The sequence below is a fragment of the Nocardioides sp. PD653-B2 genome (assembly GCF_002117935.1).
Classification (GTDB): domain Bacteria; phylum Actinomycetota; class Actinomycetes; order Propionibacteriales; family Nocardioidaceae; genus Nocardioides.
The window spans coordinates 1-21111 of sequence record NZ_BDJE01000020.1; the positions used below are offsets into that span (position 1 = coordinate 1).

Genomic DNA, 21111 nt, shown 5'->3' on the forward strand with positions numbered 1-21111 from the left:
GGCCGTCCGCGGCGAGCAGCCTGCGGGCCTCGGCTTCGATGGGGTCGAACCGCACCCGGGCTTCCTCCACGACGCGTTCGAGCTGGGCGTGGGAGAGTTTCGCGGCGGTGGGTGCGACGTGGGTGTCCACGAACAGTGCCCCGGCCATGGGCAGCGACAGGGTGGCTTTGGCGATCTGGCGGGCCTTCCACACCGGTACCCGCCCGGCGACCACGTGGGCCCAGAGTCGGGGGAGGCGGTACCTGACCTCGACGGCCTCACCCAGGTACGCACGCCCGGCGTCGGTGGACTTGTCGATCGCGAGGGCGAACTCGGCGACACAGAACTCCGCGACCAGGGGTGCGCCGTCGCCCGCGATGGGGAGCTCGCCCTCCCACACCGCGGCCGGTCCGATCGAGTCGACCGAGTGCATCGCGGCCCAGTCCACGGCCGCCTGGAACATCCGCACCTCGGCCGCGTCGGCGGCGGACTTGTCTTCGCGGACAGCAGCCAGCACCGCGGTCGCGGTGTCGGATTCGGTGGTGGCTGCCATACGACCAGCCAAGCACCCGCCACCGACAGTCAGACCCCGAAAACCCTGTTCTCCACAGGGTCCTGAGCGTTTCGAAAGTAAAATCTTGGAACGGTGACCACGACGGTCGACCCGAGCGGACCCGCAATCCAAACAACCGCTGGAAATCGCCGCCCCAACCGAAGCGGACGGTGACCACATCACTCTGTAAATCCCTAGCAGCGGCCCGCAAGCCCGAAGACAGGTGGGCGGGTCGGCTGCGGGGGTTTCGAGACAGGACTTCGTCCTTCCTCAACCACCGGCGAGCCAGGCGCTGCGCGCCCTCCTCAACCACCGGGGTCACTCGTCGGGGGACTCCGACGGGGTGGGTGACTCCGACACGTAGTCGGGGTCGAGGATCGGGCGGGAGGTCTCGTCGATATGGGCGGTCACGCCGTCGAGGTCGAGGACGCCGACGCCGTAGACGAGTTGCTCGAGATCGGGTTGGACGGCGGCCTCGAGCTCCGGGAGGGTGTCGATGCCGGGCCACAGGGTCATCGAGCGGACGCTGGTGTTGAAGAAGCCCGAGTGCTCGGGCTGCCGGCCCGGCTGGAGGAAGTCGTCGGAGAGCGCGACCTCGAGGTTCGCGGGCGCGAGATAGCCGGTGCGGGACACGCGGGCGACGGACTCGGCGGACAGCTCGTGGACCATGAAGTCGGCGGCGGCGGGGGTGTTCGCGGCATCGGCCGACAGGCACAGGCCGGTGACGTCGCCGACGGTCGAGGCGGAGTCGAGCACCGGCATCGGCATCACGTCGAAGGCGAGGCCCGGAACGAGCCGCAGCTGCGGCACCAGCGAGCGGTAGCCGGCGATCATGCCGAGCTTGCCCCGCTCGAACCACCTCATCGGGCCGGCGTCGGCGAGCTGCTGCTCGTCGAGCGTGACCTGCGGCTTGCGGAGCAGCTCGAGGGTGCGCTCGAGCGCGGCCTTCGAGTCGTCACTGGAGAGGCTGAGCGACTTCGGGTCGGCGGTGTCGTCGAAGACCGAGCCGCCGCCCGACTCGATGAACGGCGAGAGCCCCGGCAGGGTGGGCGCGATGTGCACGCCCTTGGTGCCGCGGCGGGGTCGCGAGGCGAACTCGGCGGCGGCGGTGAACTGGTCGAAGCTCCAGCTGGTGGCGTCGTCGTCGGGAGTGTCGAGCCCGCGCTTGCGCATCCGGTCGAAGTCGACCAGCTCCTTGTTGTAGTAGATGACCATCGGCGAGACGCCGTACGGCATGCACTGGAGCCGGTCGTCGGCGCTGAAGGCCTGCAGCGCGTCGCGGGAGTAGTCGTCACCGAAGTCGACGCCGCGCTCGTCGAGGAGCTCGTCGACCGGCTGCGTGTAGCCCTCGGCCTGCAGCCAGGTGAGGTCGCCGCGGGAGACGAGGAAGACGTCGGGCACGTCGGTGCCGCTCTCCAGCGCCGCGCGCATCGAAGCGTGGTCGGGCCACGTCTTCATCGTGACCTCGCCGTCGTGGTCGCCGGCGTTCCAGATGTCAGCGGTCGCCCGGAACGACGCCAGCTGCTCCTGGGGGCCGTAGACACCGAAGGTCAGATCGCCGCTGCGCGGGGCGGCGGCACTCGTGGTCGTCGGGGGCGGGGTCGGGTCGTCCGACCCGCCGGTACACCCGGCACCGGCCAGGGCGACGGACAGCACCGTCACGGCACCCACCACGATCCGACTCGCCCTCACCCTGCACACTCCTCGCACACATCAGCCACCACCACGACGCCCGAGGCGAGCCCGGGCTCGGGCCACCCTATCGACTGTCCAAGACCACCCGTCCGGACAGCATGTCGCTGCCCGCTCTCGGTCCGCTGCGTCCCTACGATGAACGGGTGCCTCGGGTCCGGATGCCGTCTCTGCTCGCCCTGACCCTCGCCACCACCGTGCTGCTCGCCGGCTGCGCGACGGACGACGAGCCCGGCGCGGCACCGGCCCGGCCTGACGCCCCGGCCGCCACCAGCCCCGGCGCCACCGGTACGCCGGCCACGTCACCGTCGCCGAGCGACCCGCCGCCCGCGACGACTCCCCCGCGCAGGCCGCACGGCCGCAAGACCGGCGTGCTCGGACCCCGGCCACGGACGCAGTCGGTCGACGCCCACCTCCTCGCAGCCGACCGGATGCCCGCGGTCGGAGACGGCCCCTGGACCGTCGCGTCCACCTCGCCCGAGGACCCGTCCGCCGCGGAGGCCGTCGGCGCCTGCCAGAAGACGGCGCTCAGCACGATCGGTGCGATGTCGTCGGTCCGGCGCACGTTCACCGGCCCCCACGGGATCACGGCCACCCAGGTGGTCGCCGTCTTCCCCGACTCGCGTTCGGCCTGGCGGGCTCATGGGGTGCTCGCCGCGTGGCGCGACGACTGCGAGCAGCGTCTCGACTTCCCGCGTGCCGTGGTCGGCCCGCTCCAGCCGGTGCGCGTGCACGCGGGGACCGGCGACAGCTACCTCGCGGCGTACGGCCGCAAGGCCCGGGGCGAGATGCGGTCCGCCGGCCTCGGCATCCTGCGCACCGGCAGCTACCTGACCGTGGTCGAGATCACCGCCGGACCCGACGCCTACCCCGACGGCTGGGACCCCGCGCGGGTCGCGGTGCGCCGGATCTCACGCACCTTCTGACCAGGGCCTCGGCCTCAGCCGAGGGTGTGGAACGCGCGGGCCTCGGCGACCACCCGGTCGAAGGTACGGCGGTCGAGCGCCGCCCCTTCCCGTCGTACGGCGTCGGTCGCGAGCGTGATCAGCCGGTCCAGCCGGACCTCGCTCGGGCGCCCCTGCCGGTCCCAGCCACCGGTGCCGACATCCATCCAGTGCCGGCCCCACCGAGCCTCGTCGGCGGCGTCGCGGTCGTGGTCCTTGCTGGTGAGCATCAGGCCGAGCCACTGTCCGCCGCGCTGGCCGACCAGGAGCACCGGCCGGTCCTTGCCCCGGCTCGGGTCGTCCTCGAACGGGACCCAGCCCCAGACGACCTCGCCCGGGTCGGGGCGGCCGTCGGCGCGGGGGGCGTAGGAGACGATCGGCGAGGTCGTGACGGTCCGGCGGCCGAAGAGCCGGCGCAGCGTGCGGGCGGGAGATCGCATGGGTCGAGCCTAGAGACCTGGGAGATGGAGTACGCCGGACCGGGAGCGCCTCACGGCGCGTGGCCGCTCGAAGCGGCTTACTTTGGGACCCGGGGCTGCCACGGCCCGACGTACTCCACGGAACAGTCTAACGGCCGGATGGTTCAGGCCAAGCCGTGATCGAGCTCGGCGTGGCCCGCCGCCTCGAGCTGCTCGGAGAGCACCAGCATCCGCTGCACCTCGGCGTTGGTCGGGTCGCTGAGCGAAGCCCGTCCGGTCGCCACCACGCGAGCGAACGCGGCCGCCCTGAGCAGTACGTCGGCGAAGTCGCTGCCGGCGATGCCGCGCAGCACCTGGTCGACCATCGCCTTGAGCTGCTCGGGCCCCGGCGGCTCGGCGACACCGGCCACGACCCGGGCGACCTGGGCGCTGCGCTGGCCGGCCTCGAACTCGCGGGCGACACCCGCCGGGTCGGCGTATACCCAGGAGCGCAGGAGGTAGAGCCGCCACAGGCAGCCGGCCAGCGAGTCGGCCGGCGAGCCCGACCAGACCTCGGCGATCGTCTCGATGCCCTCGGTGTCGGCGAGGTGGAGCAGCCTCTCGGCGACCTCGGCGTCCCCGGTCGTGCGCGCGCCCCGCACCAGCAGCATCGCGGCCCGGTCGGCGGCCTCGCTGACGAGCGCCGGGTCGGTGCCGCCCACCAGCGACTCGAAGAAGTTGCCGCCGGGGGTCACCGGTCGGTGATGGGGTCGGTCGCTCACGCTCTGCACATTACGGGGCGAGGCTACGTCGGATGCGGCTGTCGCTGACCGGGTAGGCGGTGCCGAGCTGCTGGGCCCACAGCGAGACGCGGTACTCCTCCAGCATCCAGCGCACCTCACGCAGATGCGCACCCGGCGGACGGCCCTCCGGGAGGGCGTCGAGCTGGTGCAGGTAGGCCTGCTGGAGCTCGGCGATCTGGTCCATCAGCTGGCGGTCGCGGCTGACCTGGCCGGGCAGCTTCTCGCGGCGCTGCTCGAGCGCGGTGAGGTAGGTCGGGTAGCGCCGCAGCTGGGTGGCTCCGGCCTCGCCGATGAAGCCGCGGTGCACCAGTCGCTCGAGCTGGGCGCGCATGTCGGTGAGTGCCGGGAGCAGCGCCATGTCGGCGCGGCCGCTGAGCGCCTTCTCGGCCCTGCGCCAGCCGTCGAGCACCCGCATCACGTCGGCCATGGTGGCGCGCACGTGCGCCTCGTGGTCGCGGGCGGCCGCCGCCTTGATCGCGTCGTACGACGCCTGGTCGCGCACCACCGGGCGGGCATCGACGACGGCCTGCACGACGGCGGCGCGCACGTCGTCGAGCAGCTCCGCGACGGTCGGGTACGGCGATCCGGCCAACCCGAGCTTCTCGACGTTGGTGAGACTGTCGAGGATCTTCTTGACCGGCGAGGCGAGCTCGAGCAGCAGCAGGCGCCGTACGCCGAGCCGGTGCCGGGCCTCCTGCTCGGCAGGCGACCCGAAGACCTGCAGCCCGACCGTGGTGCCCTCGTCGACCAGGGCCGGGAAGGCCTGCACCTCGTGGCCGGCCCGGCGCTGGGTGAACGACGGCTCGATGGTGCCGAAGACCCACGACGTCGCGCCGGTGCGCGCCAGTCCGCTCTCGGTGGCGACCTCGGCCATCGCCTGCGCGAACTTCGGCCGCAGCGGCTCCTTGAGCGCCTCGAGGTCCTTGCCGCGGGCCTGCTCGGCCCCGGACTCGTCGACGACGCGGAAGATCGGGCGCAGGTGCTCGGGCACCTTGGTCCAGTCCCACGCCTCGCGCGGGACGACCACCCCGGTGGTCGAGCGGCACCAGCGCTCGAGGGCGTCGAGGAGCGGCTCCTCCCCCGCCGGCACCGCGGCCAGGAACTCGCGCGCCTTGTTGGGCGCCGGCACGAAGTTGACCCGCAGGCTCTTGGGCAGGCTGCGGATCAGGCTGGTCACCAGCTCCTCGCGCAGCCCGGGGACGTTCCACGAGAAGTCGTCGGCCTCGACCCGGTTGAGCGTTGCGACCGGGACGTCGATGATCAGCCCGTCGTCGGCGGTGCCGGGCTCGAAGTGGTAGCTGATCGGGAAGGTCAGGCCTTCGGCCGCCCACTGCTCCGGGTAGTCGGCCTCGCTGATCGCGTCGGCGGCGTCGTGGGTGAGCATCGAGGGGTCGAAGGTCAGCAGGTCGGGCCGCTGCCGGCGCTCCTGCTTCCACCACTGGTCGAAGTGCGCGCCCCCGACGACGTCGGGCCCGACCCGCGCGTCGTAGAAGTCGAAGAGCGTGTGCTCGTCGACGACGATGCCGCGGCGGCGGGCCCGGTGCTCGAGCTCCTCGGCCTCCTCGAGCAGCCGGCGGTTGGTCTCCATGAAGCGGTGCCGCGTGTGCCACTCCCCGTAGACCAGCGCGTGCCGGATGAAGAGCTCGCGCGACAGCGCCCGGTCGACCGGGCCGTAGGAGACCAGCCGGTCGGTCACCAGCGGCACGCCGTACAACGTGACGCGCTCGTAGGCCAGCACGGCCGCGCGCTTCTTCGACCAGTGCGGCTCGGAGTAGGTGCGCTTGGCGAGGTCCCCCGCGAGCTGCTCGGCCCACTCGGGCTTGATCGCGGCGTTCTGCCGCGCCCACAGGCGACTGGTCTCGACGAGCTCGCCGGCCATCAGGTACGCCGGCTGCTTCCGGGCCAGCCCGCTGCCGGGGAAGATCGCGAACTTGGCCCCGCGGGCACCGAGGTACTCGCGCATCGGCCGCCGGCCGCCGCTGCGCTCCTTCTCGCGCTCCTCGAGCACCCCGATGTGGGACAGCAGCCCGGAGAGGAGCGCCTGGTGGATGCCGTCCGCATCCGGGCTGTCGGCGGGCTGCCCGACCTGGATGTCCATCTCCTTCGCGACCTGGCGCAGCTGCGACTCGAAGTCCTGCCACTCGCGCACCCGCAGGTAGTTGAGGAACTCCCGCTTGCACATCCGGCGGAAGGCGCTGCTGCTGAGCTCCTGCTGCTGCTCCTTGACGTAGCGCCAGAGGTTGAGCCAGGTGAGGAAGTCGCTCCCCTCGGCCTTGAAGCGGGCGTGCTGCTGGTCGGCCTGCGCCTGGTGGTCGGCCGGGCGCTCGCGCGGGTCCTGGAGCGACAGCGCGGCCGCGATCACGATCACCTCGCGCACGCAGCCGAGCCGCTCCGCCTCGAGGATCATCCGGCCCAGCCGCGGGTCGATCGGCAGTCGCGCAAGCCGGCGCCCGACCTTGGTGAGTCGCGCGTCCCCGACCGACAGCGCGCCGAGCTCCTCGAGCAGCTGCACGCCCGCCGAGACGTTGCGCTTGTCGGGCGGCTCGACGAACGGGAACCGCGCGACGTCGCCCAGGCCCAGGCTGGTCATCTGGAGGATGACGCTGGCCAGGTTGGTGCGCAGGATCTCCGGGTCGGTGAACTCCGGGCGGCCCTCGAAGTCCTCCTCGGAGTAGAGGCGTACGGCGATGCCCGCCTCGACGCGGCCGCAGCGGCCCGAGCGCTGGTTGGCCGATGCCTGGCTGATCGGCTCGATCGGCAGCCGCTGCACCTTCGTGCGCACCGAGTAGCGGCTGATCCGGGCGACGCCGGTGTCGACGACGTACCGGATCCCCGGCACGGTCAGCGAGGTCTCGGCGACGTTCGTCGCGAGCACGACCCGGCGTACGGAGGCGCCGTGGGAGGAGAACACCCGGTGCTGCTCGGCGGCCGAGAGCCGGGAGTAGAGGGGAACGATCTCGGTGCGGGGCAGGTCGCTCAGCGCGTCGGCGGTGTCGCGGATCTCCCGCTCGCCGGGCAGGAACACCAGGATGTCGCCCGGCCCCTCGGCCGACAGCTCCTTGACCGCGTCGACGATCGCTTCGGTCTGGTCGCGGACGACGACCTCGCCCTCGTCGTCCTCCTCGTCGATCGCCATCAGCGGCCGGTAGCGGATCTCGACCGGGTAGGTGCGGCCGGAGACCTCGATGATCGGCGCGTCGAAGTGCTTCGAGAACCGGTCCACGTCGATGGTCGCGGACGTGATGATCAGCTTGAGGTCGGGCCGCTTCGGCAGCAGCCGCTTGAGGTAGCCGAGCAGGAAGTCGATGTTGAGACTGCGCTCGTGGGCCTCGTCGATGATGATCGTGTCGTACTTCTTGAGCATCCGGTCGCGCTGCAGCTCGGCGAGCAGGATGCCGTCGGTCATCAGCTTGACCCGGCTGACCCTCGACGTCCGGTCGGTGAAGCGGACCTGGTAGCCGACCAGGTCGCCGAGCTCGGTCCCCAGCTCGCTGGCGATCCGCTCGGCCACCGACCGGGCCGCGATCCGGCGTGGCTGGGTGTGACCGATCAGGCCGCCGCCGTTCTTCGTCCGCCGCCCGCGGCCGAGCTCGAGGCAGATCTTCGGCAGTTGGGTCGTCTTGCCGGAGCCGGTCTCCCCCGCGACGATCACGACCTGGTGGTCGCGGATGGCGGCCGCGATGTCCTCGCGGCGCTGGGTGACCGGCAGCTCCGGGGGGTACGTGATCTGGAGCTCGGTCATGACCGCACCATTCTGCCCTGGCTGTTGAAAGAACGCGGTCTCGATACGCTCGCCGGCGCTCGCTACTCGACCAACGAACCGGCCCACGGTGGTCGGAGGTAGAACGTGTTCTAGGATCGCGGCGTGACCGAAGCGCGGGAGTACGACGTCGTGGTGGTGGGCTCCGGAGGCGGGGCCATGACGGGCGCGTTCCTCGCGGCCGGGGCCGGGCTGTCGACGGTCGTGGTCGAGAAGACCTCCCTGCTCGGCGGCACCTCGGCGTACTCCGGTGGCGCCTGCTGGCTGCCCGGCAGCCAGGTGCAACAGCGCGCGGGCATCGCCGACTCGACCGAGTCGGCGCGGGAGTACCTCGGCGCGATCCTGGTCGACCCCGACCCGGTCAAGGTCGAGGCGTTCCTGACGCACGCCCCCGAGCTGGTCGCCGAGCTGGAGGCCGACCCGGCTCTCGACTTCGAGTGGCTGCCGTTCCCCGAGTACTACGCCGCCCCGGGCCGCGTGTCCTTCGGCCGCTCGATCCAGCCGACCAACGTGAAGCGCGCCGACCTCCCCGAGCGGGTCGGCAGCCTGGTGCGTCCCCCCGTCGAGCGCGACCGTGCCGGCGAGGGTGGCCGCAACACGCTCAGCGGCGGCCAGTCGCTCATCGCCCGGCTGCTCGACGGGTTCCTCCGCGAGGGCGGCACCGTGCTCACCGAGCTGCCGGTCACCGGCCTCGTGCTCGACGGCGACCGGGTCGTCGGCGTGGCCGCGATGACTCCCGAGGGCCCGGTGGAGATCCGCGCCCGCCGCGGCGTGCTGGTCGCGGCCGGCGGCTTCGAGGGCAACGCCGCGCTGCGCGCCGAGCACGGCGTACCCGGCGACGTCGCCTGGACGATGGCGCCGGCCGGCACCAACACCGGCGAGCCGATCGAGGCGGGCAAGGCGATCGGCGCCGCGACCGACTACCGCGGCGTCGGGTGGTTCTGCCCCGGCCTCGAGCAGGTCGACGGCGGTGGGTCGTTCACCCTGGGCTTCCGCTCCGGCCTGATGGTCGACGCGCACGGCGAGCGGTACGCCAACGAGGCGCTGCCCTACGACCGCTTCGGCCGTGAGATGGCCCAGGCGCCCGAGCGGATCCCGTCGTGGTTCGTCTTCGACTCCCGCGAGGGCGGCCGGCTCCCGGCGATCGCGATGCCCGAGGGCGACCCGGCCGAGCACCTCGCCGCCGGCACCTGGGTGCAGGCGGACACCATCGAGGGGCTGGCCGAGAAGATCGGCGTACCGGCCGACTCGCTGGCCGCGACCGTCGCCCGGTTCAACGGTTTCTGCGCGACCGGCGTCGACGAGGACTTCGGCCGCGGCGACGACGAGTACGACACGTTCTTCGCCGGCGGCACCGGCCCCAACCAGGCGCTCACCCCGTGCACCGAGGCGCCGTTCTACGCCGCCCGCTTCGTGCTCTCCGACCTCGGCACCAAGGGCGGTCTCGTCACCGACGAGCGCGGCCGGGTGCTCCGCCAGGACGGCACCCACATCCCGGGGCTGTACGCCGCGAGCAACTCCGCGGCGTCCGTCTTCGGAGGGGTGTACCCCGGCCCGGGTGCACCGCTCGGCTCGGCGATGGTCTTCGCGTCGCTGGCTGTGCGCGACATGTGAGACCCGAGCGGCACCCCCGTCAGGTCAGCTCTGCGACTCGTCCTGGGAGCCGTCGTGCTGCCGGGGACCTGGTGCAGGCGGGAGCTGGCCCTCCGGCGCCTGGTTGACCGCCGGCCCCGGCGCACCCGGACCGCCCGGACCGCCCGGACCGCCCGGCCCACCCGGCAGACGACCCAGGCCGGCCTGGCCCGGACCGTCGGGGGGTCCGTCGCTGCTGGCGACGACACCGATCGCGGCGCCGATGCCGCCGCCGACCAGGAGCGCCACCACGATCACGGCCGCCACCGTCCGGGCGGCGAAGGAGCGGTCCCGCAGGCGGCTCCGGGACTGCTCGACCGGCCCGTCTGTCGGCGGGCCCGTGGGCGGGCCGGTGGGCGGAGCGGCCAGAGGAGTGGTCGGAGAGGCGGCCGAGACGGCGGCGATCGGTGCGGTGGGCTGTGCTGCAGATGTGTCGTTGTCTTCAGTCATGAGGTGACCGTCGTAGCCGCTGCTGTGCGGACCCTGTGCGTCAGCCTTGAGCGAGTCGTGAGATCACCACAGACCATTCACAGGAAGGTCACAGATAGCCTCGCGAGAGTGAGCGGCATGGAGCTGACCCGGCCTGACGGAACCCCGCTGCGCGTGCTCGTCGTCGACGACGAGGTGAACATCGCCGAGCTGATCTCGATGGCGCTGCGCTACGAGGGCTGGGAGGTGAGCGTCGCCCACAGCGGCACCAAAGCGGTGGCCGCAGCGAAGGACGTCAAGCCCGACGCGATCGTGCTCGACATGATGCTGCCCGACTTCGACGGCATGGAGGTGCTCCGGCGGGTGCGGGCCACCGAGCCCGACGTACCGGTCGTCTTCCTCACCGCCCGCGACTCGGTCGAGGACCGGGTCGCCGGCCTCACCGCGGGCGGCGACGACTACGTGACCAAGCCGTTCTCGCTCGAGGAGCTGGTCGCCCGCCTGCGCGGGCTGATGCGGAGGTCCGGCGCACACCAGGTGGCGACGTCCTCGGTACTGGTCGTCGGAGACCTCGAGCTGAACGAGGACAGCCACGAGGTGTTCCGCGGCGGCGAGGAGATCAGCCTGACCGCGACCGAGTTCGAGCTGCTCCGCTTCCTGATGCGCAACCCACGCCGGGTCCTGAGCAAGGCACAGATCCTGGACCGGGTCTGGAACTACGACTTCGGCGGCCAGGCCAACGTCGTCGAGCTCTACATCTCCTACCTGCGCAAGAAGATCGACGCCGGCCGTGAGCCGATGATCCACACGATGCGCGGCGCCGGCTACGTGCTGAAGCCGCCCTCGTGACCAGGCTTCGCGACCGGTTCGCGTCGCTGACGTCGAGGCTGGTCCTGACGACGGTGCTGCTGGTGCTGCTCGTGTCGGCGCTGATCGGGGCCGCAACGACCGTCGTGATGCGCAACTACCTCGTGAACCAGCTCGACCACCAGGTGCAGGAGAGCCTGAGCCGCACCGTCGGCTCCGCAATGCGGGGGCCCGGACCCGGGCTGGGGCTGGGCTCCGAGGTGGGGACCGTCGTCGTGGGCATCCCCGACGACGGCGACGCGACCGGCACGATCCTGAGCAGCGAGGACGACGACGCTCCGGCCCGCCAGCCCCTCCGTGCCACAGCAGCGGCCTCGCTCATCGACGTCCCGGCCGACGGGCGCGCCCACAGCGTCGAGATTCCCGGGCTCGGGTCCTACCGGGCCGCGGCCAGCAAGGCGGTCCCCGGCGGGACGATCGTGGTCGGACAACCCCAGCGCGAGGTCGACGACACGGTCTCGAACCTGCTCTGGCTGGAGCTGCTGCTGACCCTCCTCGCCGTCCTCCTCGCCGGCGGCGCCGCGCTGGTCGTCGTACGGCGCCAGCTGCGGCCCCTGCGTGAGGTGGCCGCGACCGCCCACACGGTCGCCGAGCTCCCGCTCGCCGAGGGCGACATCGACCTCACCGAGCGGGTGCCCGACCACCTCACCGACGAACGGACCGAGGTCGGCCGGGTGGGCTCCGCGCTCAACTCGCTGCTCGCCCACGTCGAGGCGTCCCTGGACGCGCGGCACCGCAGCGAGCAGCAGGTGCGCCAGTTCGTCGCCGACGCCTCCCACGAGCTGCGCTCCCCCCTCGCCACGATCGCCGGCTACACCGAGCTGGCCCGCCGACGGCCCGACGACACCGCGACCATCAGCACCGCGCTCGACAAGGTCAGGGAGGAGTCCGGCCGGATGACCTCGCTGGTGGAGGACCTGCTCCTGCTGGCCCGGCTCGACTCGGGCCGCCCGCTGGAGCGCAAGCCCGTCGACCTGACCCGCCTGCTGCTCGAGGCCGTGTCCGACGCCCGGGTGCTCTCCCCCGACCACCGCTGGCGCCTCGACGTGCCCGACGACGCCGTCGACTCGGCCTACGAGGTGCCGGGCGACGAGCTGCGCCTGCACCAGGTCGTCACCAACCTGCTGACCAACGCCCAGCGCTACACGCCGGCCGGCACGACGGTGACGGTCACCGTCCGCCGCGACGGTTTCTCGGTGCACGACGACGGCCCGGGCTTCCCGCCCGACCTGGTCGACCACGCCTTCGAACGGTTCGCCCGCGGAGACACGGCGCGCACCCGCGGCAGCGTGGCTGGGGTCGGCCTGGGCCTCTCCCTGGTGCAGGCGATCGTGAAGTCGCACCACGGCTCCGTCACGCTCACCTCACGGCCCGGTGACACGACGGTCGACGTCACTCTCCCGGGATGACCCCCACGATCGCCGGCAGCGAGGCGGTCACGATCTCGATGAGCTCCTCGCGGGTCATCCCACTGGGGTCGTCGATCCAGGAGAGCACCAGCTCCTCGGTCATCGCCGACCAGCCGCGGACCACCAGCCGGGTGGCCGGGGTGTCCTGGAGGATCTGGCCCTCCCCCGAAGCAGACGAGGCATCCTCGCGGAAGGCCCGGCTGTTGAGCGCGTCGCGCGCCTCCTCGTAGATCGCCCGCAGGCTCTCGTTGCCGCCCGCGGCGGCCTTGACCAGCGACACGTAGCCCTCGTGGTTGGCGATCACGTAGTCGACGTACGCCGTGATCGACGTCAGCAGCCGGACCATCGGCTCACCCTCGGTCGGCGGCGTGGTCTGGGCGATCAGGTCGTCCGCGGCCCGGCGCACGACGGCCTCGTGGAACGCGTGCTTGTTGCCGAAGTAGTGATAGAGAAGACCCCGGGAGATGCCCGCCTCCTCGGCCAGCAGGTCGATCGACAGCTCGTCGAGCGACCGGGTCGCGAGCAGGCGGACCCCGAGGTCGAGCAGCTGCGAGCGGCGCTGGTCCGGCGTCAGGCGGGTCCGCGGCGCGGTCGCGGGCCCGGTCGATGAGGTCGGTGTCACGGACCCCACTCTATTGACACTTTTTCAATAGCGCCAGTACCGTCGGGCCATGAGCACCAGCACACACGTCGAGCACCTGATCATCGGCGCCGGCTTCGCCGGCCTGTGCGCGGCGATCAAGCTCCAGGAGGACGGCGAGACCGACTTCCTGGTGGTCGAGAAGGCGTCCGACGTCGGCGGCACCTGGCGCGACAACACCTATCCCGGCGCGGCGTGCGACGTGCCGAGCCAGCTCTACTCGTACTCCTTCGCGACCAACCCCGACTGGAGCAGCTCCTACTCCCCCCAGCCGGAGATCCAGGCCTACATCCAGCGCGTCGCCGAGCGTTCGGGCACGCTCGACCGGTTCGTGTTCGACACCCGCTTCGAGCATGGCGCGTGGGACGACGCCGCACAGCAGTGGCGCACCCGCCTGGTGGGCCCCGAGGGCGAGCGCACCGTGACCTCGACGACCCTGGTCGTCGGCGCCGGCGCCCTCTCCGAGCCGAAGCTGCCCGCGATCGACGGCATCGAGACGTTCCAGGGCCAGCTCTTCCACTCCGCGGACTGGGACCACGGCGTGGACCTCTCCGGCAAGCGGGTCGCTGTGATCGGCACCGGCGCCTCGGCGATCCAGATCGTGCCGGAGCTCCAGCAGGCCCTGGAGTCCACGGGGGGCCACCTCGACGTCTACCAGCGCACCGCCCCGTGGGTGATCCCGCGCAACGACCGCACGTACGGCGCCCTCGAGCGGCGCGTGCTCCGGCGGGTGCCGGCGCTGCGCAAGCTCTACCGGACCGGCATCTACTGGGCCCACGAGGGCTACGTGCCGGCGTTCACCATCGAACCGAGGATCGCCGCGCCCGCCAAGAAGGCCGCGGCCGCCAACATCGCGAAGGGCATCAAGGACCCCGAGCTGCGCGCGAAGGTGACGCCGCACTTCGAGTTCGGCTGCAAGCGGGTGCTGCGGTCCAACACCTACTACCCCGCGCTCGCGGCCGACAACACCGAGCTCGTGACCGACCCGATCGCGAAGGTGACCGGCGACGCGATCGTCACCGCCGACGGGGTCGAGCGGCGGATCGACGTGCTGGTGGTGGCCACCGGCTTCTACACGACCGAGCTGCCCATCGCCGAGCAGATCACCGGGCTCGGCGGGCACACCCTCGCCGACACCTGGCGCGACTCCGGGATGGCGGCCTACAAGGGCACCACCGTGCCGGGCTTCCCCAACCTCTTCTTCATCGTCGGGCCCAACACCGGCCAGGGCCACACCAGCATGGTCTTCATCATCGAGTCCCAGGTGGCCTACCTCCGCGATGCGATCCGCACCATGCGGTCCCGGGGGTACGCCGCGGTCGAGCCCCGCCGCGACGCCACCCGGACGTGGAACGACGACCTCCAGCGCCGGATGAAGCGCACCGTGTGGACGACCGGTGGCTGCCAGAGCTGGTACCTCGACGAGCACGGCCGCAACACCACGCTCTGGCCGAAGTCGACGATCACGTTCCGCCGTCAGCTCGCCGCCTTCGACCCCGACGCCTACGAGACCACGCCCAGCAACCGGAAGGCCGTATCCGCATGAAGACGTTCGACGACAAGCTCGCCGTGATCACCGGGGCCGGCTCCGGCATCGGCCGCGCGCTCGCCCTGAACCTCGCCGGCCGGGGCGCCCTGCTGGCGATCTCCGACGTCGACGACGCCGGACTGGCCGAGACCGTCGACCTCGTGAAGGCCGCCGGCGCCCGCGAGGTGCGCAGCGACCACCTCGACGTGTCCGACCGCGCCGCGTTCACGGCGTACGCCGCCGCGGTGGCCGAGCAGTTCGGCCGGGTCGACCTGGTGGTCAACAACGCCGGTGTCGCACTCGCTGGCGACCTCGAGGACCTCGAGTACGCCGACATGGACTGGATCATGGGCATCAACTTCTGGGGCGTCGTGCACGGCACCAAGGAGTTCCTGCCGCACCTGATCGCCTCGGGCGACGGGCACCTCGTGAACATCTCCTCGCTCTTCGGCCTGGTGTCCATGCCCGGGCAGAGCCTGTACAACGCGGCGAAGTACGCCGTGCGCGGCCTCTCCGAGGCGGTGCGCGAGGAGATGCTGGTCGCGGGCCACCCGGTCGGCGTGACCGTCGTGCACCCCGGCGGCATCAAGACGGCGATCGCCCGCAACGCCCGCTACTCCGCCCGGGAGGACGGCGCGGAGAGCGCCAAGTTCTTCGACACGAAGCTCGCCCGGATGAGCCCCGGCAAGGCCGCGGAGATCATCCTCAAGGGCGTGGAGAACGACAAGGCTCGGGTGCTCGTCGGCATCGACGCGCACGCGGTGCACCACCTGGCCAAGCTGCTGGGCTCGCGCTACCAGGACGTCTTCGCCGACCGCGCCAAGAAGATCGCACCGACGAAGATCGTCTGACTCCTACACCGGTGGCTTGCGGCTGCGCCGCGCCGGGCGGGTCCGCAGCGGCCCGACCAGGCGTGGCCCGGCCAGCCGGCTCTCCAGCCGGTGCGCCTCGCGCTTGAGCGGCTGGGCGACGTACTCACCGAGGATCACCCCGGACGACAGGGCGATGGCGACCGAGGCCGCGGTGATCAGGGCCAGCAGCCCTTCCGAGGTCGCGGCGCCGCCCTCGGCGAGCAGGCTGAGGCCGCGGTAGATCGACAGACCCGGCAGCATCGGGACGACCGCGGACACGACGACCACCAGCGGGGGCACCCGCATCCGGCCGGCGACGGTGTAGCTGACCAGGCCGACGAAGAACGCCGCGACCGCCGTGGGCCAGGTGCGGCCGAAGCCACCCAGGTCACCCGACTGGGCGATCGCCATCGCCACCCCCGCGACCAGGCCGATCGGCAGCAGGGTCCGGCGTGGCGCGTACGACGAGAACGCGAAGCCCGCCGCGGCGATCGCGCCGCCGAGCGAGGCCACCGAGACCTGGATCAGGTCGGAGGCACCTGGGTCGAGGCGGCCGACGTCGACGCCGACGACCTCGGCCAGGGTCAGGCCGCCGCTGACGCCGGCGATGATCCCGGCCGTCGAGAGCAGCGCCTCGGTCAGCCGCGCGCCGGCGGTCACGTAGAAGCCCGACAGCGCGTCCTGGAGCGCGCCCATGAAGCCGATCCCGGCGAGCAGCATGATGATGTTCGCGGTGACGACCAGTGACGGGTCGAGCTCGTCGGACACGGCCGCGGCGAGCACCGCGATGATCGTCGCGACCCCGCCGCCCGCGACCTGGCGGTAGAAGAACGGGAGCCGTCGCCGGCCCATCTCGAACTGCATCCGGTCGATGCAGACCGCGGCCACGAAGGCGATCGCGATGACCGCGACGTCACCGCCGAGCTGGAGCCCGACGCCGGCGCACATGACGCCCCAGCCCAGGGACACCGCCCAGCGCGGGGTGATGTGTCCCGACGAGACGATCCGGGCCAGCCGGGTGCGCGCCTCCTTGAGCTCGACGGTCCCGGCCACGATGTCGCGGACGAGGTGGTCGACCAGGGTCAGGTCCTCGTAGTCGATGTCGCGCTGCTTGACCTGGCGGATCAGTGTGTACGCCGGCTCCTCGGGGTCGGGCTGGTAGCTCATCGACAGGGACGTGAAGGTGACGTCGACCTCGGGGTAGCGCACGCCCAGCGACCAGGCGACCGTCTGCATGGTGGCAGTGACGTCGGCCGCGCCGGCTCCGGACGACAGGAGCAGCTCGCCCACCCGGAGACAGAGGTCCAGGGTCAGGTTGAGCTCGCGTGCCTCCGACATGGCCGCCATCGTGGCAGCCGGGTGGTAGACAACGCACGTGCCCCCCGACCTCCCGCCGGACCCCGGCGCCGCAGTCCGGATCATGATGACGAAGTGGGGAGATCGCCCGCACTGGGAGCTCGACGGCGTCTACCTCGGCAGCGACGAGCACGGCGCCTGGATCGGCGCCCCGGCCGGCACCCTCAACGCCCGGCCTGGCGCGCAGTTCGTCTCCGAGGTCGACTCCGTGTCCCTGGTGCCGCCGTCCGGCGAGCAGCTCGCCGCGCACGTCGCGACGTTCCACCGGCCGGGCATCTGGTGCGACGTCTACGTCGACATCACCACGCCCGCGGTCTGGGACGGGCACCTCCTGCGCGCGGTCGACCTCGACCTCGACGTGATCCGCGGCGCTGACCGGTCCGGACGGGGCGGCCGGGTGTGGGTGGACGACGAGGACGAGTTCGCCGAGCACCGGGTCAGCCTCGGCTACCCGGAGGACCTCGCGCGGGCCGCGATGGCGTCCTGCGACCGGGTGCACGCCGACGTGGCGGCCGGCCGGGCGCCGTACGACGGGAGCGCCGCGGCGTGGCTCGCCCGGACGGGCGAGCTGCCCCGCCCCTGACCTGCGCCAGGCGCTCTGTGGAACGCTGGGGCAGTGCGCATCGACTTCCATGGGTCCCCCGAGCCGACGCTGGGCGTCGAGTGGGAGTTCGCCCTGGTCGACCGGCGCACGCGCGACCTGCGCAACGACGCCGCGCACCTCTTCGCCCGGGCCAAGCCCCGCCTCGAGGACCCGAGCCGGCTGCACCAGGAGCTGCTGCGCAACACCGTCGAGATCGTCACCCCCGTCTGCCACACCGTCGGCGAGGCGATGGCCGAGCTGCGCCGCACCCTCGCGGCGGTGGTCCCGGCCGGTGACGAGCTCGGGATCGACCTCTACGGCGGCGGCACGCACCCGTTCGCGTCGTGGAGCGCCCAGCAGCTCACCGAGGGCCACCGCTACGAGGAGCTGATCAACCGCACCCAGTGGTGGGGTCGGCAGATGCTGATCTGGGGCGTGCACGTCCACGTCGGACTGCCGGAGCGCGACCGGGTGATGCCGGTGCTCTCGGCACTGCTCAACTACTACCCGCACCTGCAGGCCCTGTCGGCGTCCTCGCCGATCTGGGCCGGCATCGACACCGGCTACGCCTCCAACCGGGCCCTGATGTTCCAGCAGCTGCCGACCGCGGGGCTGCCGTTCCAGTTCGAGACGTGGTCGGAGTTCGAGGCGTTCACCCACGACCAGCTCAAGACCGGGGTGATCGACGAGCTCAACGAGATCCGCTGGGACGTCCGGCCGGCCCCGCGGCTCGGCACGCTCGAGAACCGGATCTGCGACGGCGTCTCCGACTTCACCGACATGGCCGCGCTGGTCGCGCTGATGCACTGCCTGGTCGTCGACCTCGACACCCGACTGGCCGCGGGCGAGACGCTCCCGACCATGCCCCCGTGGCACGTCCAGGAGAACAAGTGGCGGGCCGCTCGCTACGGCCTGGACGCGATCGTGATCCTCGACGCCGAGTCCAACGAGCGGCTCGTCACCGACGACCTCGCCGACCTGCTCGAGCGGTTGGTCCCGGTGGCCGACCGGCTCGGGTGCGCCGACGAGCTGGCCCTGGTCGCCGACATCCCGAGCCGCGGTGCGTCCTACCAGCGTCAGCGCGCGGTGGCCGCGCGCACCGGAGGTGACCTGGTCGCGGTCGTCGACTCCGTGGTGCGCGAGCTGCGCGCGGGGCTGGGCTAGTAGCCGCCCTCCGGCTCGGTCATCTCGAGCCGGACGCCGAGCAGCCGGACCGGGCGGTCGTGCTCGACCCGGTCGAGCAGCGAGACGGCCGCATCGGCGAGCACGTCGGGGTCGTTGCTGGGCTCGGGCAGGGTGAGGCTGCGGGTGACCGTGGAGAACGGGGTGAACCGCACCTTGATCCCGACCCGCGCCGCCGGCCGCCCCTCGGCGTCGATGTCGGCCAGGACCCGCCCTGTCAGCGCGCGGACCTCCGCCGCGATCCGGTCCCAGTCGTCGAGGTCCTCCTGGTAGGTCTCCTCGCGACCGTGCGCTCGCGGCACCCAGGGCGTCGCGTCGACCGGGCTGGTGTCGACGCCGCGCCCCAGCCGGTGGAACCACGGACCCATGGTCGGACCGATCTCGGCCGCCAGCACCCGGGCGTCCGACGCGGCGAGCTTGGCGACGGTGTCGATGCCCAGCGCCGCCAGCTTCTTCGCCGTCCTGCTGCCGACACCCCAGAGTGCGGTGGTCGGCCGCTCCCCCATCACCTCGAACCAGTTGTCGGCCGTCAGCTGCCACACCCCGCCCGGCTTGCCGAAGTCGGTGGCGATCTTGGCGCGCAGCTTGTTGTCGCCGATGCCGACCGAGCAGTGCAGCCGGGTGGCGGCGAGCACCTCGGCACGGACGTGCTCCGCGAACTCCCCCGGATCGCCGAGCTCGTCGTGTCCCTCACCGGCCGCGAGGAACGCCTCGTCCCAGCCCATCACCTGGAGCACCACCGGCACGCCGCCCCACTCCAGGCCGCGCAGGGTGTCCATCACCCCCGCCGATGCGGCGTCGTACGCGTCCTTGTCGACCGGCAGGAACACCGCGTCGGGGCACGTGCGCGCGGCGACGCGCAGCGGCATCCCCGACCCGACGCCGAAGGCGCGTGCTTCGTACGACGCGGTCGCCACCACACCACGCTCGGTCGGGTCACCGCGGCCGCCCACGACCACCGGGAGGCCGGCCAGCTCGGGCCGCCGGAGCACCTCGACCGCCGCGATGAACTGGTCGAGGTCGACGTGCAGCACCCAGCGCTGGCCTGCGGTCATCGTGGCGGGGGTGGCAGCGCGTCCGTGGACTGAGCCTGGTCGAGCCCGGTCACCATCAGCAGGTCGACGACGACCGAGCGCAGCTGCGCCAGCACCGCCTCGGCCGCGAGGACGTCGGTGCGCTCGACCCGGCCGGTGGCCTCGCCGATGATCAGCAGCGGCGCCCGGGCGGCCACCGCCATCCGGTCTGCCCCGAGCTCGGCGGCCGCCAGGTCGGCGGCGTCGGCGAGCTCGAGCGCGAGCACCGAGTAGGACTTCGGGATCGGCCGCCGGTGGTAGGCCGCGACCGCGGTCTGCCGGACCAGCACGCGGGTGCTCCGCAGGGCCCGGTCGAGGGGGTCGACGAGCTCCGACATCTTGCGCAGGTCGTCGCGGTGGCGCACCCGGAACGGCGAGGACGCGACGACGGAGAGCCCCTCGTTGGCCGCGTCCTGGAGCTCGCGGATCAGGTAGTCGGTCGACCGGGCGTCGGCCAGCAGGTCGAGCGCGCGCTCCACCTCGCCGTCGTCCATCACCGCCCCGGCCGCACGCAGCAGCGTCGCGATCTTGTGCATGACGACCGCCGCCTGCTCGCGTGGTCGGCGCAAGGGCGCCGCTGGCACCGCCGTCGCCGCGACCAGTGCCACCGCTCCGCCGATCACCGCGTCCGTCCAGCGGGTGAAGGCGGCCCCGGGGTCCGGGAGCAGCGTGGCCACGACGATCGACTGGACGGCAGCCTGGGTGACCAGCAGGGCGCTGCCGTCGACGAGCAGCGCCGCCGACATCGCCAGCGCCACGATCAGGGAGATCTGCCACCAGCCCGACCCGAGCCAGGCGACCAGCAGGTCGGCGAGGAAGACACCGACCGCCACGCCGACGGTGATCTCGGCGACCCGGCGCAGCCGCTGACCGTAGGACGTGCCGAGCGCCACGACCGCCGCCACCGGCGCGAAGAACGGGGTGGCGTGACCGAGCAGGTCGTGCGCCAGCAGCCACGCCACGCCCGCCGCGAGCGCGCACTGCCCGATCTGCCAACGCTTGGACTCCCAGCGCTTGACACGCGAACGGGCCGATACGCGACCCTGGTCCCACATCCGGTCGAGCGGTCCGGCCTCCATGGCCGCGATCCTGTCATGGCGGCGCCTACTGCTTGTGGGCCCACTCCAGCGCCTGCTGGAGATCGCCGAGGTCGCGGTACCAGGTGCGGACCTCGACCCGGCAGCGCACCCGGTCGACGCGCGCGTCGTACTCGGAGCACTCCGCCCGCGCCTCGGAGTCGGTGGGCGGGAAGAGCGCGGTGCCGTCGTAGCGGTAGATCCCGAAGCCGTTGGCCCGGTCGCCCTCGACCTTCACGATCGTGTCGCCGGGTGGACCGTCGTCGCCGGCGGCGACGGCAGCACCGCCGAGTCCACCGCAGACGACGGCGAGGGCCGCGGTGGCGGCCAGGAGGGGCGTGCGTGACATGACTGCT

At 72.3% G+C, this 21111-nt stretch carries 18 protein-coding genes and 1 pseudogene; 8 read left to right on the top strand and 11 right to left on the bottom strand.

Going from position 1 to position 21111, the window contains the following annotated elements; all coding sequences use genetic code 11:
• Window positions 1-532, bottom strand: a pseudogene (locus tag PD653B2_RS09450) (HNH endonuclease); the annotation flags it as partial.
• Between the two features lie 318 nt (window positions 533-850).
• Window positions 851-2224 (bottom strand): ABC transporter substrate-binding protein, encoded by a 1374-nt coding sequence (locus PD653B2_RS09455; protein ID WP_133058977.1) that lies wholly within the window; start codon window positions 2222-2224, stop codon window positions 851-853.
• Between the two features lie 146 nt (window positions 2225-2370).
• Between PD653B2_RS09455 and PD653B2_RS09460 the strand changes: the two genes are divergently transcribed.
• Window positions 2371-3150, top strand: a complete 780-nt coding sequence (locus PD653B2_RS09460) for a hypothetical protein (protein WP_133058978.1) — start codon at window positions 2371-2373, stop codon at window positions 3148-3150.
• A gap of 14 nt (window positions 3151-3164) precedes the next feature.
• On the opposite strand, the gene PD653B2_RS09465 is transcribed toward PD653B2_RS09460, so the two are convergent.
• From PD653B2_RS09465 to hrpA, 3 genes are all read right to left on the bottom strand, one after another.
• Entirely contained in the window at window positions 3165-3608 is a 444-nt protein-coding gene (locus PD653B2_RS09465; protein WP_165763402.1) for a type II toxin-antitoxin system PemK/MazF family toxin, read from the bottom strand.
• Between the two features lie 143 nt (window positions 3609-3751).
• Complete coding sequence (locus PD653B2_RS09470) at window positions 3752-4348, bottom strand: hypothetical protein (protein WP_165763403.1); 597 nt, start codon at window positions 4346-4348, stop codon at window positions 3752-3754.
• Between the two features lie 10 nt (window positions 4349-4358).
• Window positions 4359-8111: an ATP-dependent RNA helicase HrpA gene (gene hrpA / locus PD653B2_RS09475; RefSeq protein ID WP_085872137.1), complete on the bottom strand. Its 3753-nt coding sequence runs from the start codon at window positions 8109-8111 to the stop codon at window positions 4359-4361.
• Between the two features lie 123 nt (window positions 8112-8234).
• Here hrpA and PD653B2_RS09480 point away from each other — a divergent pair, with 123 nt between their 5' ends.
• A complete protein-coding gene (locus PD653B2_RS09480) occupies window positions 8235-9743 on the top strand; it encodes an FAD-dependent oxidoreductase (RefSeq protein WP_085872138.1) in 1509 nt (502 codons plus the stop codon).
• A 24-nt stretch (window positions 9744-9767) separates the two neighbouring features.
• On the opposite strand, the gene PD653B2_RS24600 is transcribed toward PD653B2_RS09480, so the two are convergent.
• Window positions 9768-10211, bottom strand: coding sequence for a hypothetical protein (locus tag PD653B2_RS24600; protein WP_133058979.1), 444 nt, complete (start codon window positions 10209-10211; stop codon window positions 9768-9770).
• A 117-nt stretch (window positions 10212-10328) separates the two neighbouring features.
• Here PD653B2_RS24600 and PD653B2_RS09490 point away from each other — a divergent pair, with 117 nt between their 5' ends.
• Together PD653B2_RS09490 and PD653B2_RS09495 are read left to right on the top strand one after the other, a co-directional pair.
• Window positions 10329-11039, top strand: coding sequence for a response regulator transcription factor (locus PD653B2_RS09490; RefSeq protein WP_085872140.1), 711 nt, complete (start codon window positions 10329-10331; stop codon window positions 11037-11039).
• Window positions 11036-12466 (top strand): sensor histidine kinase, encoded by a 1431-nt coding sequence (locus PD653B2_RS09495; RefSeq protein WP_085872141.1) that lies wholly within the window; start codon window positions 11036-11038, stop codon window positions 12464-12466. The genes PD653B2_RS09490 and PD653B2_RS09495 overlap by 4 nt, the downstream gene beginning before the upstream one ends.
• Here the strand turns inward: PD653B2_RS09495 and PD653B2_RS09500 are convergent.
• Window positions 12450-13088 (bottom strand): TetR/AcrR family transcriptional regulator, encoded by a 639-nt coding sequence (locus tag PD653B2_RS09500; RefSeq protein ID WP_242665216.1) that lies wholly within the window; start codon window positions 13086-13088, stop codon window positions 12450-12452. The genes PD653B2_RS09495 and PD653B2_RS09500 overlap by 17 nt on opposite strands.
• Before the next feature lie 49 nt (window positions 13089-13137).
• On the opposite strand from PD653B2_RS09500, the gene PD653B2_RS09505 reads away from it, so the two are divergent.
• Together PD653B2_RS09505 and PD653B2_RS09510 are read left to right on the top strand one after the other, a co-directional pair.
• Window positions 13138-14652 carry a flavin-containing monooxygenase gene (locus PD653B2_RS09505; protein WP_085872143.1) on the top strand — a complete coding sequence of 505 codons (1515 nt, stop codon included), beginning with the start codon at window positions 13138-13140 and terminating at the stop codon, window positions 14650-14652.
• Window positions 14649-15485 (top strand): SDR family NAD(P)-dependent oxidoreductase, encoded by an 837-nt coding sequence (locus tag PD653B2_RS09510; RefSeq protein WP_085872144.1) that lies wholly within the window; start codon window positions 14649-14651, stop codon window positions 15483-15485. The genes PD653B2_RS09505 and PD653B2_RS09510 overlap by 4 nt, the downstream gene beginning before the upstream one ends.
• Window positions 15486-15488: 3 nt before the next feature.
• Here PD653B2_RS09510 and PD653B2_RS09515 read toward each other — a convergent pair whose 3' ends face one another.
• Complete coding sequence (locus PD653B2_RS09515; protein ID WP_085872145.1) at window positions 15489-16823, bottom strand: threonine/serine ThrE exporter family protein; 1335 nt, start codon at window positions 16821-16823, stop codon at window positions 15489-15491.
• 37 nt (window positions 16824-16860) lie between these two features.
• On the opposite strand from PD653B2_RS09515, the gene PD653B2_RS09520 reads away from it, so the two are divergent.
• Complete coding sequence (locus PD653B2_RS09520; RefSeq protein WP_085872146.1) at window positions 16861-17424, top strand: DUF402 domain-containing protein; 564 nt, start codon at window positions 16861-16863, stop codon at window positions 17422-17424.
• A 33-nt stretch (window positions 17425-17457) separates the two neighbouring features.
• Window positions 17458-18588 carry a glutamate--cysteine ligase gene (locus PD653B2_RS09525; protein ID WP_085872147.1) on the top strand — a complete coding sequence of 377 codons (1131 nt, stop codon included), beginning with the start codon at window positions 17458-17460 and terminating at the stop codon, window positions 18586-18588.
• Here PD653B2_RS09525 and PD653B2_RS09530 read toward each other — a convergent pair.
• Genes PD653B2_RS09530 through PD653B2_RS09540 form a run of 3 tightly spaced genes read right to left on the bottom strand, consistent with a single transcriptional unit; the run spans window position 18585 to window position 21104 of the window.
• Window positions 18585-19661, bottom strand: coding sequence for a DNA polymerase IV (locus tag PD653B2_RS09530; protein WP_085872148.1), 1077 nt, complete (start codon window positions 19659-19661; stop codon window positions 18585-18587). The two genes, PD653B2_RS09525 and PD653B2_RS09530, sit on opposite strands and share 4 nt — an antisense overlap.
• The gene (locus PD653B2_RS09535; RefSeq protein ID WP_085872149.1) at window positions 19658-20758 is read right to left on the bottom strand and encodes an FUSC family protein; all 1101 of its coding nucleotides are present in this window, start codon (window positions 20756-20758) and stop codon (window positions 19658-19660) included. The genes PD653B2_RS09530 and PD653B2_RS09535 overlap by 4 nt, the downstream gene beginning before the upstream one ends.
• A 25-nt stretch (window positions 20759-20783) precedes the next feature.
• On the bottom strand, window positions 20784-21104 hold the full coding sequence (locus tag PD653B2_RS09540) for a hypothetical protein (RefSeq protein WP_085872150.1): 321 nt from the start codon (window positions 21102-21104) through the stop codon (window positions 20784-20786).
• Window positions 21105-21111 lie beyond the last annotated feature (7 nt).

Coding starts and splice junctions, on each gene's coding strand:
- PD653B2_RS09465 (WP_165763402.1), bottom strand. CDS start 3,608: ATGCGATCTCCCGCCCGCACGCTGCGCCGGCTCTTCGGCCGCCGGACC.
- hrpA (WP_085872137.1), bottom strand. CDS start 8,111: ATGACCGAGCTCCAGATCACGTACCCCCCGGAGCTGCCGGTCACCCAG.
- PD653B2_RS24600 (WP_133058979.1), bottom strand. CDS start 10,211: ATGACTGAAGACAACGACACATCTGCAGCACAGCCCACCGCACCGATC.
- PD653B2_RS09490 (WP_085872140.1), top strand. CDS start 10,329: ATGGAGCTGACCCGGCCTGACGGAACCCCGCTGCGCGTGCTCGTCGTC.
- PD653B2_RS09505 (WP_085872143.1), top strand. CDS start 13,138: ATGAGCACCAGCACACACGTCGAGCACCTGATCATCGGCGCCGGCTTC.
- PD653B2_RS09510 (WP_085872144.1), top strand. CDS start 14,649: ATGAAGACGTTCGACGACAAGCTCGCCGTGATCACCGGGGCCGGCTCC.
- PD653B2_RS09515 (WP_085872145.1), bottom strand. CDS start 16,823: ATGTCGGAGGCACGCGAGCTCAACCTGACCCTGGACCTCTGTCTCCGG.
- PD653B2_RS09530 (WP_085872148.1), bottom strand. CDS start 19,661: ATGACCGCAGGCCAGCGCTGGGTGCTGCACGTCGACCTCGACCAGTTC.
- PD653B2_RS09535 (WP_085872149.1), bottom strand. CDS start 20,758: ATGGAGGCCGGACCGCTCGACCGGATGTGGGACCAGGGTCGCGTATCG.
- PD653B2_RS09540 (WP_085872150.1), bottom strand. CDS start 21,104: ATGTCACGCACGCCCCTCCTGGCCGCCACCGCGGCCCTCGCCGTCGTC.